This is a genomic window from Pseudomonas entomophila (assembly GCF_013523165.1).
Lineage (GTDB): Bacteria > Pseudomonadota > Gammaproteobacteria > Pseudomonadales > Pseudomonadaceae > Aquipseudomonas > Aquipseudomonas entomophila_A.
Map to the genome: position 1 here is coordinate 16,786 of NZ_JAAMQI010000010.1, position 14,456 is coordinate 31,241.

General features: G+C 64.3%; 9 protein-coding genes. 3 read left to right on the forward strand and 6 right to left on the reverse strand.

Translation table 11 applies throughout. From position 1 onward, the window contains the following. The first annotated feature begins 439 nt into the window (after positions 1-439). The gene (gene rlmKL, locus G7Z99_RS10200) at positions 440-2,632 is read left to right on the forward strand and encodes a bifunctional 23S rRNA (guanine(2069)-N(7))-methyltransferase RlmK/23S rRNA (guanine(2445)-N(2))-methyltransferase RlmL (RefSeq protein WP_181093582.1); all 2,193 of its coding nucleotides are present in this window, start codon (positions 440-442) and stop codon (positions 2,630-2,632) included. Between the two features lie 470 nt (positions 2,633-3,102). Here rlmKL and dacB read toward each other — a convergent pair whose 3' ends face one another. Together dacB and G7Z99_RS10210 are read right to left on the reverse strand one after the other, a co-directional pair. Further along, the gene (gene dacB / locus G7Z99_RS10205) at positions 3,103-4,533 is read right to left on the reverse strand and encodes a D-alanyl-D-alanine carboxypeptidase/D-alanyl-D-alanine endopeptidase (protein WP_181093583.1); all 1,431 of its coding nucleotides are present in this window, start codon (positions 4,531-4,533) and stop codon (positions 3,103-3,105) included. Between the two features lie 216 nt (positions 4,534-4,749). Then, positions 4,750-5,094 carry a YggL 50S ribosome-binding family protein gene (locus G7Z99_RS10210; RefSeq protein ID WP_181093584.1) on the reverse strand — a complete coding sequence of 115 codons (345 nt, stop codon included), beginning with the start codon at positions 5,092-5,094 and terminating at the stop codon, positions 4,750-4,752. 352 nt (positions 5,095-5,446) lie between these two features. Here G7Z99_RS10210 and G7Z99_RS10215 point away from each other — a divergent pair, with 352 nt between their 5' ends. After that, complete coding sequence (locus tag G7Z99_RS10215) at positions 5,447-6,748, forward strand: MFS transporter (RefSeq protein WP_181093585.1); 1,302 nt, start codon at positions 5,447-5,449, stop codon at positions 6,746-6,748. A 66-nt stretch (positions 6,749-6,814) separates the two neighbouring features. Beyond that, positions 6,815-7,594, forward strand: a complete 780-nt coding sequence (locus G7Z99_RS10220) for a substrate-binding domain-containing protein (RefSeq protein WP_181093586.1) — start codon at positions 6,815-6,817, stop codon at positions 7,592-7,594. On the opposite strand, the gene G7Z99_RS10225 is transcribed toward G7Z99_RS10220, so the two are convergent. From G7Z99_RS10225 to G7Z99_RS10240, 4 genes are all read right to left on the reverse strand, one after another. Continuing rightward, complete coding sequence (locus G7Z99_RS10225) at positions 7,580-8,488, reverse strand: LysR family transcriptional regulator (RefSeq protein ID WP_181093587.1); 909 nt, start codon at positions 8,486-8,488, stop codon at positions 7,580-7,582. The genes G7Z99_RS10220 and G7Z99_RS10225 overlap by 15 nt on opposite strands. A gap of 112 nt (positions 8,489-8,600) precedes the next feature. Then, positions 8,601-12,221 carry a transporter substrate-binding domain-containing protein gene (locus G7Z99_RS10230; protein ID WP_181093588.1) on the reverse strand — a complete coding sequence of 1,207 codons (3,621 nt, stop codon included), beginning with the start codon at positions 12,219-12,221 and terminating at the stop codon, positions 8,601-8,603. A 7-nt stretch (positions 12,222-12,228) separates the two neighbouring features. After that, entirely contained in the window at positions 12,229-12,849 is a 621-nt protein-coding gene (locus G7Z99_RS10235) for a response regulator transcription factor (protein ID WP_181093589.1), read from the reverse strand. A 272-nt stretch (positions 12,850-13,121) separates the two neighbouring features. Continuing rightward, complete coding sequence (locus G7Z99_RS10240) at positions 13,122-14,453, reverse strand: deoxyguanosinetriphosphate triphosphohydrolase (RefSeq protein ID WP_181093590.1); 1,332 nt, start codon at positions 14,451-14,453, stop codon at positions 13,122-13,124. Positions 14,454-14,456: the final 3 nt, after the last annotated feature.

The following is a 14,456-nucleotide window of genomic DNA, read 5'->3' on the forward strand; positions in this document are numbered from 1 at the left end:
CCAGGGGCGCCGTCTCGTCCTGAGGCGACTGGCGTCAGTTCTAACCAATGCTCACGGCGCTGGGAATGATCGATTTGTCATAAGTACGTCATCTTTGATGATATGAGGGGATAAGCCGGGAAATGCTTCGCATCTTTATCCAGGGAAAACCCAGTAACAGCAGGGCTTTGCGCTACGTGGCGCACTGCAAGAGGGTGATCCATGGCACACTGGCCCGGCTACCGGAAACACGACGAAGGGTCACGGCTGAAACGCCTTGAACCGAATTTTCGAGCGTGCCCCGCACTCAAATGGCCTTGTGCCATGAGTTTGGGCGCTCGCTCTGGGCTTGCAGGACAAGCCGCTTGTCCCGAGGGTCGTTCGAACGCCTTCGGGTAAACAGGGGCCAGACGTGCGCGTCTGGCCCTCCGCAACCGCCAGCAAAGGCATTGGACTACTCATGTCGGACCGTCACGAACTTTATCTCACCTGCCCCAAGGGCCTGGAAGGCCTGCTCGCCGAAGAAGCGCGCACATTGGGGCTGCTGGAGGTGCGCGAGCACACCTCCGCCATCCGTGGCTCGGCCGACATGGAAACGGCTTATCGGCTCTGCCTGTGGTCGCGCCTGGCCAACCGCGTGCTGCTGGTCCTCGAGCGCTTCTCCATGAACAACGCCGAAGACCTGTATCACGGCGTGCAGGGCGTGGACTGGCAGGACCACCTCGCGGCCGATGGCTCCCTGGCCGTCGAGTTCAGCGGCCATGGCTCGGGCATCGACAACACCCACTTCGGTGCGCTCAAGGTCAAGGACGCCATCGTCGACCGCCTGCGCAACCGTGATGGGTTGCGACCGTCGATCGACAAGCTCAACCCGGACGTGCGCGTGCACCTGCGGCTCGACCGTGGCGAAGCGATCCTTTCGCTGGACCTGTCCGGGCACAGCCTGCACCAGCGTGGCTACCGCCTGCAGCAAGGCGCAGCGCCGTTGAAGGAAAACCTTGCGGCAGCGGTATTGATTCGTGCCGGCTGGCCGCGCATCGCCGCTGCCGGTGGCGCCCTGACCGACCCGATGTGCGGTGTCGGTACCTTCTTGGTCGAAGGTGCCATGATCGCTGCCGACATCGCGCCCAACCTCAAGCGTGAGCGCTGGGGGTTCAGCGCCTGGCTCGGCCATGTGCCGGCCCTGTGGCGCAAGGTGCATGACGAGGCGGTAGCCCGTGCTGCCGCCGGCCTGGCCAAGCCGCCGCTGTGGATCCGCGGCTACGAGGCCGACCCACGGTTGATCCAGCCAGGGCGCAACAACGTCGAGCGCGCCGGGCTGGGTGACTGGATCAAGATCTACCAGGGCGAGGTCGGCACGTTCGAGCCGCGGCCCGACCAGAACCAGAAGGGCCTGGTCATCAGCAACCCGCCATACGGCGAGCGTCTGGGCGATGAAGCCAGCCTGCTCTACCTCTACCAGAACCTGGGCGAACGGCTGCGTCAGGCGTGCATGGGCTGGGAGGCAGCGGTCTTCACCGGGGCGCCCGAGCTGGGCAAGCGCATGGGCCTGCGCAGCCACAAGCAATACGCGTTCTGGAACGGCGCCTTGCCGTGCAAGCTGCTGCTGATCAAGGTCCAGCCGGATCAGTTCGTCACCGGCGAGCGCCGTTCAGCCGAGACCGAGTCCGAACCTGGCCAGCGTGCGCCGGCTGCCGCTGCCGAAGCGGCCCGTCTGAGCGAGGGCGCGCAGATGTTCGCCAATCGCTTGCAGAAGAACCTCAAGCAACTGGGCAAGTGGGCGCGTCGCGAGCAGATCGAATGCTACCGCCTGTACGATGCCGACATGCCGGAGTACGCCGTGGCGGTCGATCTCTACAAGGACTGGGTGCACGTGCAGGAATACGCCGCGCCCCGTTCGATCGACCCGGAGAAGGCGCAAGCCCGCCTGCTGGATGTACTGGCCGCGATTCCGCGGGCATTGGGCGTGTCCCAGGAGCGTGTGGTGCTCAAGCGTCGCGAGCGCCAGAGCGGCACGCGCCAGTACGAGCGCCAGGCTACCCAGGGCCAGTTCCTGGAAGTCGCCGAAGGTGGCGTCAAGCTGCTGGTCAACCTGACCGACTACCTCGACACCGGGTTGTTCCTCGATCACCGGCCCATGCGCATGCGGATCCAGCGCGAGGCGGCTGGCAAGCGCTTCCTCAACCTGTTCTGCTACACCGCGACGGCCACCGCCCATGCGGCCAAGGGCGGTGCGCGCACCACCACCAGCGTCGACCTGTCCAAGACCTACCTGGACTGGGCGCGCCGCAATCTCTCGCTCAATGGCTTCTCCGACAAGCATCGGCTCGAACAGGGCGACGTGATGGCCTGGTTGCAGAATGCGCGGGACACCTTCGACCTGATCTTCATCGACCCGCCGACCTTCTCCAACTCCAAGCGCATGGAAGGGGTGTTCGACATCCAGCGTGACCATGTCGAGCTGCTCGACCTGGCCATGGCGCGGTTGGCGCCGGAGGGTGTGTTGTACTTCTCCAACAACTTCCGTCGCTTCGAGCTGGATGCCAACCTGGCCGAGCGCTATGTCGTCGAGGAAATCAGTGGTCAGACCCTGGACCCGGACTTCGCCCGCAACGGCAAGATTCACCGGGCCTGGCGCCTGACACTGCGCTGAGGCGGGCAGGGCGCTGGTGCAAGGCCGGCGCTTTGGTTCAGGGTGTGGTCGCAGCGAGCGCATGCCCGTTTTGACTGCGCCTGCGGGCCCTTTGGGCCAGACCTTTCAACGTCTTTGCCAACACGATGTGGACCACCTCGCTGCTCTGGCAGCGTGGTTCGTCCCCCTGTGGCAGCGGGCTTGCCCGCGATGCAGGCGGTGATGGGTCGGACGCTATCGCGGGCAAGCCCGCTCCCACAGGGTGGACTGCGCTTGCCTGTAATAGCCTGGTGAACGTGTGGATGCACCCGTGACCCTATCTTGAGGCTTTTTCCAAAGACGTTGAAAGGCCTGGTCTTTTGGGCCCGTAGCATCAGTCATGCCATGTGTCAGGCCAGACTTCACCGACACCGAAGGGGCAGGCGCGCTACCAAGGCCAGGCACCCCGGCGTCACGCGCCCGGGCGTGACGCCGGTTGCGTTCGGATCGGCCTACGGCTGACGCCGCAGGTCCAGCAGCACCTGGTCCAGGATCGCGCCAGCGCCCCAGGGCTTGGGATCGTTCAGGATCGCGGCGACCGCCCAGGTCGTGCCGTTGTCATCCCGGCTGAAACCGGCGATCGCCCGTACCGTGTTGAGCGTACCCGTCTTGATGTGGCCTTCGCCCATCATGGCGGTGCGCTTCAGGCGTTTGCGCATGGTGCCGTCCATGCCTACCAGCGGCATCGAACTCATGAACTCGGCGGCGTAGGGGCTTTTCCAGGCGGCCTGCAGCAGGGCCGCCATCTCGCGGGTACTGACCCGCTCGGCCCGCGACAGCCCCGAACCGTTCTCCATCACCAGGTGTGGCGAGGTGATGCCTTTACGGGCCAGCCACTGGCGGATCACCCGTTGTGCAGCGCGAGCGTCGTCGCCGTCGGCATCGGTGCGGAACTGGGCGCCGATGCTCAGGAACAGCTGCTGGGCCATGGTGTTGTTGCTGTATTTGTTGATGTCACGGATCACCTCGACCAGGTCCGGGGAGAAGGCCCGGGCCAGCAGGCGTGCGCTCTTGGGCACGTTCTCCACCCGGTCACGCCCCTGGATGACGCCACCGAGCTCGTTCCAGATCGCCCGGACCGCGCCTGCGGTGTAGGTCGGGTGGTCGAGCAACGACAGGTAGGTCTGCGAGTTGCAGCCCTCGCCGAGCTGGCCGGTGATCGTCACGGTGACGCCATCGGGCTCGGTGACCGGGCTGTAACGCACATCGCCCGTGCACTGGCGCGAGGCCACGGCCTTGACCTGATTGTCGACCCGGACCTTGGCGATCGGCGGCTCGACCGAGACCGAGACGGTGCCGCCGTCGTTGCGCGCGACGAACCGCAACGCCTTGAGGTTGACCATCAGCGCGTCGGGCTTGACCAGGAAGGGCTTGTTCAGGTCACCGCCATCGTCATTGAACTGAGGCAGATTGGGCTGCACGAAGTGGCTGCGGTCGAGCACCAGGTCGCCGGTGATGGTCCGCACGCCATTGGCGCGCAGGTCACGCATCAGCAGCCAGAGCTTCTCCATGTTCAGCTTGGGGTCGCCGCCGCCTTTGAGGTAGAGGTTGCCATTGAGCACGCCGTTGTTGAGCGTGCCGTCGGTGAAGAATTCGGTCTTCCACTGGAAGGTCGGACCCAGCAGCTCGAGCGCGGCGTAGGTGGTCACCAGTTTCATGGTCGATGCGGGATTGACCGACACGTCGGCGTTGAACACGGTGGAAGTGCCGGGCCCATCGAGCGGGATGGTCACCAGCGACAGGGCCGCGTCCTGCAGTTTGTTGGCCTTGAGCGCCTGTTGAACCTTGGGCGAGAGCGTGGTGTTGACCGGAGCGGCCTGGAGAGGGAGTGCCAGTGGCAGAAGCAGGCCGGCGAGCAGCAGCGGGCGAAACGATGTGAGCATGATGAAGTGACCCTGCGCGCGAAGGGTGGAACACAAGGGCTGTATAGATGATGGCCCTGAACACGAAACGTGCGCATTATGCCCCAAGCCTGCGTGCCCTGCGTCACGTTCGGCGTAAAAGCATGACAAAGGACCGGCCATCGTTTCAACAGCGCGCAATGGCCGGGCACCTCAACGGAAAAGGGCCAGCAGATGCTGGCCCTCGTCGGTGCGGTCTCAGGAAGCCGAGTTGATCGGCTTGTCCGGGTACCAGGCGTCCAGCAACGGGCTGACTTCGATCTTGGTCAGCTCCGGACGGCCCTTGAGCCAGGCTTCGACGGCAGCGCGCTGCGCTTCGGTGACCGAGCCACGCTCGGCCAGGCATACCAGACCGAAATCGTCGCCGCCGACGTAGTCCAGGCCATTGGCATCCATGGCGTCGGTCAGGAACGCATCGAGGAATGCATCGATCGCCTGATCATCCAGATCTTCCTTGAAGTCCAGGTTCAGCTCGAAGCCCAATTCCTGGAACTCGTCCACGCACAGTTTCTTGCGAAGACGACGGGAGCGGTTAGTGGCCATGAAACAATCCTCTTAGGTAATAACGCCGCGCAGTCTATCAGTTTCAGGGCGCCAATGCGTGCTCGCCCTTTCGACTGGCGAAGGGCACGGCCGCGCCACGCTGTCGGTCAGCGGATCGCAAGGATTCATGGCATTTCACGCATCAACGCAGATTCGGGTAGCGAGCCTAAGCGACTGATCCAAAATGAAATCGCGTTGGAAGCACGTGCTGGCAATCGCGATTCGAACGACGCATTGATAACCCATGTGCATCAATACATGAAAACAATTCACTTATCGTTTCAAGATGTGTCAAGCACACTGGCCATTCGCAAGCGAACAAGCAATCAATAAAATCGCTGGAGAAACAGCCATGTCATCCCCGTCCGCTCCTGCCGCGGCCTCTGGGCGCTCTCGCGCCGCAGCGGTGTTCCGAGTCACCTCGGGCAACTTCCTCGAACAGTTCGACTTCTTCCTGTTCGGCTTCTATGCCACGCAAATCGCCTCGGCCTTCTTCCCCGCGTCCAGCGAGTTCGCCTCGTTGATGATGACCTTCGCGGTGTTCGGTGCAGGCTTTCTCATGCGCCCGCTCGGGGCCATCGTCCTGGGCGCCTACATCGACGATGTCGGTCGTCGCAAAGGGCTGATCGTCACCCTGTCGATCATGGCCAGCGGCACTCTGCTCATCGTGCTGGTGCCCGGCTACGCGAGCATCGGCCTGGGGGCGCCTGCGCTCGTGCTGCTGGGTCGGCTGCTGCAAGGGTTTTCCGCCGGTGCGGAGCTGGGCGGCGTTTCCGTCTACCTGGCCGAGATGGCCACGCCCGGGCGCAAGGGGTTCTACACCAGCTGGCAGTCCGGTAGCCAGCAGGTGGCGATCATCGTCGCGGCTGCACTGGGGTACGCCTTGAACCAGGGGATGGCCCCTGCGCAGGTCGCCGAGTGGGGCTGGCGCATTCCGTTTGCCGTGGGCTGCATGATCATTCCGTTCATCTTCCTGCTGCGCCGCAACCTGGAGGAGACCGAGGAATTCGCCAAGCGCGCCCATCGCCCGAGCATGCGCGAAGTGGTCGGCACCCTGGCGCAGAACTGGCGCACGGTGCTGGCCGGCATGCTCATGGTGGCCATGACCACCAGTGCCTTCTACCTGATCACCGTGTATGCGCCGACCTTCGGCAAGACCGTACTGAACCTCAGCACCACCGATGCCTTGCTGGTCACGCTGCTGGTCGGGGTGTCCAACTTCATCTGGCTGCCGATCGGGGGCATGCTCAGCGATCGCTTCGGCCGCAAGCCCATGCTGGTCGCCATGACGGTGCTGACGGTCTTCACTGCGTATCCGGCCCTGTCGTTCCTGGCCCAGGCGCCGAGTTTCGGCCACATGCTCGAAGTGCTGCTGTGGTTCTCGTGCCTGTATGCGCTCTACAACGGCGCGATGATCCCGGCGCTGACCGAGATCATGCCGGTCGAAGTCAGGGTCGCCGGGTTCTCGCTCGCCTACAGCCTGGCGACTGCGCTGTTCGGCGGCTTCACCCCGGCCATGTCCACGTGGCTGATCCACACCACCGGTGACAAGGCCGCGCCTGCCTATTGGGTGACCTTCGCGGCGGCCTGCGCGCTGTGCGCCACCCTGGTCCTGTATCGTCGGATCGCTTTGCGCCCGCCTGTCGCCGCGTGACCGACGACCCTACCCCGGCGCGCCCGCGCCGGGCCCCTGTGCGTGCCGAGTGAGTCGAACCTTCCCATGAAATTGTCCACCTTGTCCTGCAAGACACTGGCGCTCGCCAGCCTGGTCGCCCTCAGCGGCACGGCACACGCCGAGCATTTGACCGTGATGACCTCCGGCGGCTTCACCGCCGCCTACAAGGCGTTGAGCCCAGGCTACGCTGCCGAACAGGGCGACACCTTGACCACCGTGCTGGGCCCTTCGATGGGCAAGGCTCCCGAAGCCATCCCCAATCGGTTGGCACGTGGCGAGCACGCGGACGTGGTGATCATGGTCGGCTATGCCCTCGACGAGTTGATCAAGCAAGGCAAGGTCGACCCTGCCTCGCGGGTCGAGCTCGCCGATTCGCGCATCGGCATGGTGGTGAAGGCGGGCGCGCCGACGCCAAGGATCGAGACCGATGCCCAGCTCAAAACCGTGCTGCTCAAGGCCTCGTCGGTGGCGTACTCCGACAGCGCCAGCGGTGTGTACATCCAGGATCAGTTGTTCAAGAAACTGGGCATCGAGCCGTCGATGCGCGGCAAAAGCACGATGGTCGAGAAAACGCCGGTCGCTTCGCGCGTGGCCCAGGGCGAGTACGAGCTGGGCTTTCAGCAGGTCGCCGAGCTGCTGCCGGTGCCCGGTGTGACGTTCGTCGGTAAGATCCCGGAGAACGTGCAGTCGGTGACACGGTTCGCCGCCGGCATTCCAGTGAACGCCGAGCACCCGACCCAGGCCGCAGCCTTGCTGCGCTACCTGGCCTCACCCCAAGCCCAGGCGTCCGTGCGCGCCACCGGTCTGGATTCAGTCGCCCACTGAGTGGCGTCGCACTTCCCGGATGCGTTCGACCAGGTCGAGCGCGGCAGGGGTCAACGTGCGGCCTCGACGCTGGATCAGGCCGACATTGCGGAACACTTCCGGCTCGATCAGTGGCACGCTTTTCAATAACGGATGCTCGCCGACGGGCATCGCGATGGAAGGCACCGGCGCGATGCCCAGGCCCGCCTCGACCAGGCCGAGCATGGTGGTGACGTGCCGGGTGAGGCAGATGCTGGGTCGCGCTGGCTGTACGTTCACCAGCGCCTGGTCCATCAAGAGCCGGTTGCCCGATGTCTCATCCAGCCCGATGTGCGCATGGGTGAACATCTCCGCCCAACTGACCTGCTCACGCGCGGCCAGCACGTGGTCCTTGCGGCAGGCGATCACGTAGCGTTCCTGCAAGAGCAGCTCGAAGTCCACCTCAGGGGCCAGGTTGCCGCTGAAGCTGACACCGAAGTCGGCCTCACCGCACGCCACGGCCGTGTTCACGTCGTTGGCGCTGGCGTCCAGAAGCTTCACGACGATGTTCGGGTACGCCTGGTGGAATGCGCTGACCACCGTCGGCATGAAATAGTAGGCCGTCGACGGCACACAAGCGATGGTGACGCTGCCGATGCGCGACGAGCGCTTGTTGCCGATGGTCATCAGCGCCAGGTCGACTTCATCCAGTACGCGTTCGGCCTGGGGCAGGAAAGCCCGGCCAACCGTGGTCAGGCTGACCCGGCGCGTGGTGCGCTCGAACAGCTTCACGTTCAACGCGGTCTCGAGCTTCTCGATGCGTCGGCTGAGCGCAGGCTGGGTGATGCGAATGGCCTCGGCGGCCTTGCGAAAGCTGCCGTTTTCGACGACGGCGCGAAAGGCTTGGAGATCGTTGAGGTCGAAGTTCAGGGACATCGAGGTGCCGCAGTGAGATCGGGGATCAAGGTGACCGACCCTTCGAGGGCGGCACTCACGGGAGGCGCCACTATACGCGCTGGACGTCATACGTAAAGGGCCTGCGCGACGATCAGGGTACGCGCTCGGCCTCGGTATGCATGGCATCGCGCAGGGCGCGCTCGACCCGGCGCATGTGCCGGCCCAAGGCCTGACGCCGTTGCCTGAGCTGTTTCGGCGACAACGCCTGCGCGTCACGCTGCAGTGCTTCACAGGCCGTGCACAATGCTTCGGCACCGAGCAGGCGCGCCGGCCCGAGGACCTTGTGCGCCAGTGCGGACAGCGCCTCCTGCTGCGTATCAGGGTCCAGGGCCATCAACCCGAGGACGTCCTGGTGCAGGCAGTGTCGAAGGGTCTCCAGCAGGCGTTGACGTTCCTGGGGGACGTTGCCGTCGATCGCGTCCAGCCCCTCCAGGTCGATTCGGGCGGTCATGGCCGTGGTCAGCGGGACGATGTGGGCCAGCCGTCTGCCCAAGGCCTGCAGGTCGATGGGCTTGAACAGGCAATCGTCCATGCCGGCGTCCAGGCACTGCTGGAGCACCTCTGGCTGGGCATTGGCCGTGTAGCCAAGAAGCGTGCAGCGCGGACGCCCGGTGCGGGCCTCCTCTTCGCGGATGCGGCGGGCCAGTTGATAACCATTCATGACCGGCATGTTGCAATCGACCACCAGCACGTCGAAGGTGCGTTCGCGCCAGCGCGCCAGGGCTTCCTCACCATGGCTCGCGCTCTGGTGGTGCACGCCGAGGAATGCCAACTGCTGGGCCAGCAGCATGACGTTGGCCGGATGATCGTCCACCACCAGCACGCGCAGGCGGGCATCGGGCGTATCGATCCGCACGACCGGCTCGGGCGCGTGCACCGGTTCTGTGGCCTGCAAGGGGACGGACAGGCGTACCCGTGTCCCGACCCCAAGCAGGCTGTCCATGGTCAGGCTGGCGCCCATCAGCTGGCAGATGGCCTGGCTGATCGCAAGGCCCAGGCCCGTACCGGCGCGGGCGCGATCGCTGTCCGGGTCGACTTGCGCGAAGGCGGTGAACAGCCGCTTGAGGTCCTCTGCGTGAATGCCGATGCCGCTGTCGCGCACCTCCAGCTCCAGGCAGGGGGTAGGCGGGTCGCCGACTTGGCGTGTGCGCATGCTGATGCGCACCTGACCATGGTCGGTGAATTTGATGGCGTTGCCGATCAGGTTGCACAGGACCTGCTTGAAGCGCATCGGGTCGAGCAGGGCATGACAATGCGCGTCCGCCGAGATGTCCACTTCCAGGGCCAGCCCTTTCTGCCGCGCCAGCCCGTCGAACATGCCGGCCACGGCCGCTACCAGTTCGGCCACGGCGACCGGTTCGGGGCTCAGGCTCAGGTGGCCGGACTCGATCCGGACGAAATCGAGAATGTCGCCGATGAGCTTGAGCAGGTCCTTGGCAGAGCGGTGCGCCACGGCGATCGCCTCGCGCTCGAGACGGCCTTGGTCGGCATGCTTGAGCGCCAGTTCGAGCATGCCGAGCACGGCGTTCATGGGGGTACGGATTTCATGGCTCATGGTCGCCAGGAACGTGCTCTTGGCCCGGTTGGCCTGGTCGGCACGCTGCTTGGCCAGGCTCAGGTCCTGAACCAGCTTGCGCCGGTCGCTGATGTCGATCCAGCCGCAGATGATGCCCTGGACCTGCCCGAGCGAATCGCGATAGGGCAGGATCCAGTGGTAGATGGTCAGCTCGCGATCCTTCAGGCGCAGCGGGCGGTCGGTGATCAGGGGCTTGGCCTGTTCCAGGACCTTCAGGTAGTCGGCCTGGATCTGGCGCGTGTAGGCGCACTTGTTCACCACGCTGTCCTGCAGGCGCTTTCCGAGGACCTCGTCGGCGCTGGCCTGAACCGCGTCCAGGTAGCTCTGGTTGCAGGTCTGCATCCGCCCCTCACGGTCACGAACGTACATCGGGTGCGGCGTGCCGTCGAGCAGCGTGCGCATGAAGGCCACCTGGTCGTTCAAGGCCCGTTCGGCGCGTTCACGCTGGGCGATCTGGCGGCGCAGCCGGGTGTTCCAGATCAGCGACAGGACCAGCAGCAGGACCGTGGCGATGACGATCTGCAAGGCGATGCGCTGGTAGGCCTGCCAGCGCGTGTCGTCAAGGTGACCGTAACCACGCCAGCGACTGTTGATGACCCCCAGCTCCTCGGGCGAGATGCTCAACAGGGCCTTGTCGAGGATCTGGGCCAGCTCCTTGCAGCGCAACGGCGTCGCCATCGAGAACACCGCTGGCGCTTCGCCGACCGTCGTGCGCATGACCAGCGTCGAGTCGTTGGCCAAGGCATGGTTGGCATCGACCAGGGACGCGACGGCGGCATCGACCTTGCCGTCCTTGAGCAGGGCGATGGCCTGGGCGGTACTGTCGCTGATGGTCTGCAGGATGTGCGGATGCTGTTGTGCCAGCGTTTCGGCCAGCGGCGTGTCGCGCGGGATGGCCAGTTTCCGGTGGGCGAGGTCTTCGAGCGAGACCGGCTGCCGCTCGCCGCGCGTGCTGATCAGGATGTAGGAGGTCTCCAGGTAGGGGCGACTGGCGCTCAACTGGTCGGCGTGGTGCTCGGGATGGCCGATGGCGGCGATCACGTTGGCCTTTCCCTCCTTGAGCTGACGGACCATCTCTTCGATGCCCTTGGTGCGGATGACCTCGAAACGCAGGCCGGTGCGCAGGCGGATCAGCTCCAGCAGGTCGGCCGCGATGCCACGGAAGTTGCCCTGCTTGTCGAAGAACGTCAGCGGCGCGGCAGTCTCGTCGATCACCACGCGCATGACGGGATGGTCGTGCAACCAGCGCTCTTCACGTGGCGTGAGCTGGAGTTTGCGATCGGTCATCAAGGTATCGCTGCCCGTGCTCCAGCGTTCGAAAATGTCCTTGCGCGTGAGCGCTGGCAAACCGGACAGCACGGCGTTGACCAGCTCCAGCAGGACCGTGTCGTCGCGGCGCAAGGCGAAACCGAAACCGACCGCTTCGTGTTTGCCGAAGTTGGCCATCTTCAAGTTCGGCAGGTGGCTCTGGTTGAGTTGGTAGAGCGTGGAAATGGTGTCGCCGATGAACACGTCGGCCTGCTCGAAGGCCACGGCGTTCAAGGCACTGGCGGAGGTGGGATGACTCTGCAGCGTCGCCCCGGGATAGGTCGCATGGACCTCGGCCAGGGGCAGGTAGTGGTAGAGCATGCCCAGGCGCAGGCCGGCCAGGCCCATGTCCAGAGGCCGCTTTTCGCTCTGGCGGGTCACCAGCACAGGCTGATCGGTGGCATACGGCACCGACAGGCTCAACTCTGCAAAGGCCGCTTCGTAGCCGTTGGCGCTGCCCAGCAGGTCGACATGGCCGTCCTTCAACGCCTGGATCGCAGCCTGGCGGTCGGGATAACGCAGCACCTTGATCGGCAGCCCCAGGCTTGCGCCCAGGACCGCCGCATGATCGGCAGTCAAGCCCTGGTAATCCCGCCCTCCGGACGTGATGTCGAACGGCGGATAATCGGGCGCGGACGTCCCCAGGCGCAGTTCACGATGGCGTTCGAGCCAGCGTCGCTGCGGGGCGTTCAAGGTCACCTTCACAGGCGGCGGATGACCCCGATCGAGCAGGGTCAAGGGTAAGGGGGGCATGACATCGGGGGCCGCGAGGGCCGGGCACACCGCCAGCAGCCACCCGACGCACAGCCATGCCAGAGGCCGGGACATGATCAGGTCAGACCAGGGCGTTGCGTTTGGCGATATCGATGAGCTCGACCAGCGAGGCGGCGCGCAACTTCTGCATCAGACGCTTCTTGTAGGTGCTGACGGTCTTGTTGCTGAGAAACATGCCGCTGGCGATTTCCTTGTTACTGCGGCCTTGCGCGAAAAGTTGTAACACCATAAGTTCTCGATCATTGACCAACTTGAATAACTCCAGGTCCCGGCTCTCACTTTCTTGAACCGGATTGATGGCCTGGCTTGGGAAATAATTGTAACCAGACAGTACCGCCTTGATGGCGCTCAACAATTCGCTCAAGTCCTCCTGCTTGCACACGTACCCGGCGGCGCCAGAGTGCATGCAGCGCACGGCGAACAGGGCAGGGGACTGTGCCGTCAGCACCAGCACCTTCAGGGGCAGTGCCATGGACTGAAAGCGCGACAGGACTTCCAGGCCATCGAGCTTGGGGATGCTGATGTCGAGAATGACCAGGTCGGGGCGGCACTCGCGAACCATCTGCATGGCATCCACGCCATTATCGGACTCACCCACGACCTTGTAACTTTGGTTTTCCAGCAACATGCGAACGGCCAAGCGAATGACCGGGTGGTCATCGACAATGAAGACAGAATACATATAACTTTCCATAGATGTCGGATGCAGGGCAGCACCTTAGCTCAGTTGTTAGATGACGGACATGAGCGTTCGGGCTTTAAGAGTTATCTAGGAAAGGGACTACAACAAAAAATCATCAAACCTACAAAATACGGTGGCGGTGCACGTCTCCAAATGAGTCGCCATCGTCGCAAGAAGACCTTCGTAGAGGGTGTGCGGCCGGATGCCGCAGCGCAGGCCGGTCGCCAGGGTTGTACCTCGCCTGGCGCCCTGGACGAGCGCCAGGCGCATCGCTATGCGCCGCTGGCGCGGCCGGTCATTTCGCGCGCCATCTCGCTGGCGTAGCTGTCGGTCATGCCGGCGATGAAGTCGATCATGCGCAGGAAGGCCGCATGCAGCGACCCCTCGGGCGAAGGCGCACTGTTGCCGAGCAGGTCGAGCACGCGCCGGCTCTTGAACGACGGCGAGCGTCCGCCATGCTGCTCCAGGGCTGCGCCGCAGAAGGCGTTGAGCAGGATGTCCAACGTCGTATAGGCGCCGATCTCGTGCAATGTCTTGCGCTTGTCCTGAAAGATCTTCTTGCGTGCCACATCCTTGGCTTGCAGCACGCATTGCTTGGCAGGCCCATGCATGTGCTCGACCAGATCGCCGCTCAAACGGCCTTCGAGCAGCGCCGACTGTTGCTCGACGAAAGCGCGCGCCGCCGCATTGGTCAAGTGTTCGATGGCCTTGCCACGCAGGATGGCCAGCTTGCGCCGCCGTGAATCGTTCGGCCCCAGCTGCCGGTAGGTGTCCGGCAAATCATCCCCGACCAGATTGAGCAGCAGGGCTTCGACTTCCTCATACCCCAGCAACTCCATTTCCAGCCCGTCTTCCAGGTCGATCAGCGCATAACAGATGTCGTCTGCCGCTTCCATCAGGTAGACCAGCGGGTGGCGTGCCCAGCGCTGTTCGTCGAGTTGCGGCAGGCCGAGTCGTCCGGCGATCTGCTCCAGCAATGGCAGCTCGCTCTGGTAACAGCCGAACTTGTGTTTCTTGTAGCCCAGCGCGTCGGCATGCCGCGCGCTCCATGGGTACTTGAGGTACGTCCCCAGGGTGGCGTAGGTCAGGCGCATGCCGCCTTCGAACTGGTGGTACTCGAGCTGGGTCAGCACCCGGAAACCCTGGGCGTTGCCTTCGAAATTGAGAAAGTCGCCACGCTCGTCGTCGCTCATGTCGTCCAGCCAGCCGCGCCCGGCAGCCTGCTGGAACCAGTGGCGGATCGCATCTTCGCCCGAGTGGCCGAACGGCGGATTGCCGATGTCGTGGGCCAGGCAGGCCGACTGCACCACCATGCCCAGGTCGCTTGGCGCACACCAGTCGGGCAGCGCATCACGCAGCGTCTCGCCCACACGCATGCCTAGCGAACGACCCACGCAACTGACTTCCAGCGAGTGGGTCAGGCGCGTGTGGATGTGGTCGTTGCTGGTCACCGGGTGAACCTGGGTCTTGCGACCCAGACGGCGGAATGCACCGGAGAAGATGACGCGGTCGTGGTCCTTGTGGAAGGGGCTGCGGCCCAGTTCCTCAGGGCTGTACAACGCCTTGCCCAGGCGTTCGCGGGTCAGCAGAGTCTGCCAGTCCAAGGT

Bases quoted from the DNA above. Each gene is read 5' to 3' on its own strand.
- rlmKL (WP_181093582.1), top strand. From the start codon at position 440: ATGTCGGACCGTCACGAACTTTATCTCACCTGCCCCAAGGGCCTGGAA.
- dacB (WP_181093583.1), bottom strand. From the start codon at position 4,533: ATGCTCACATCGTTTCGCCCGCTGCTGCTCGCCGGCCTGCTTCTGCCA.
- G7Z99_RS10210 (WP_181093584.1), bottom strand. From the start codon at position 5,094: ATGGCCACTAACCGCTCCCGTCGTCTTCGCAAGAAACTGTGCGTGGAC.
- G7Z99_RS10215 (WP_181093585.1), top strand. From the start codon at position 5,447: ATGTCATCCCCGTCCGCTCCTGCCGCGGCCTCTGGGCGCTCTCGCGCC.
- G7Z99_RS10220 (WP_181093586.1), top strand. From the start codon at position 6,815: ATGAAATTGTCCACCTTGTCCTGCAAGACACTGGCGCTCGCCAGCCTG.
- G7Z99_RS10225 (WP_181093587.1), bottom strand. From the start codon at position 8,488: ATGTCCCTGAACTTCGACCTCAACGATCTCCAAGCCTTTCGCGCCGTC.
- G7Z99_RS10230 (WP_181093588.1), bottom strand. From the start codon at position 12,221: ATGTCCCGGCCTCTGGCATGGCTGTGCGTCGGGTGGCTGCTGGCGGTG.
- G7Z99_RS10235 (WP_181093589.1), bottom strand. From the start codon at position 12,849: ATGTATTCTGTCTTCATTGTCGATGACCACCCGGTCATTCGCTTGGCC.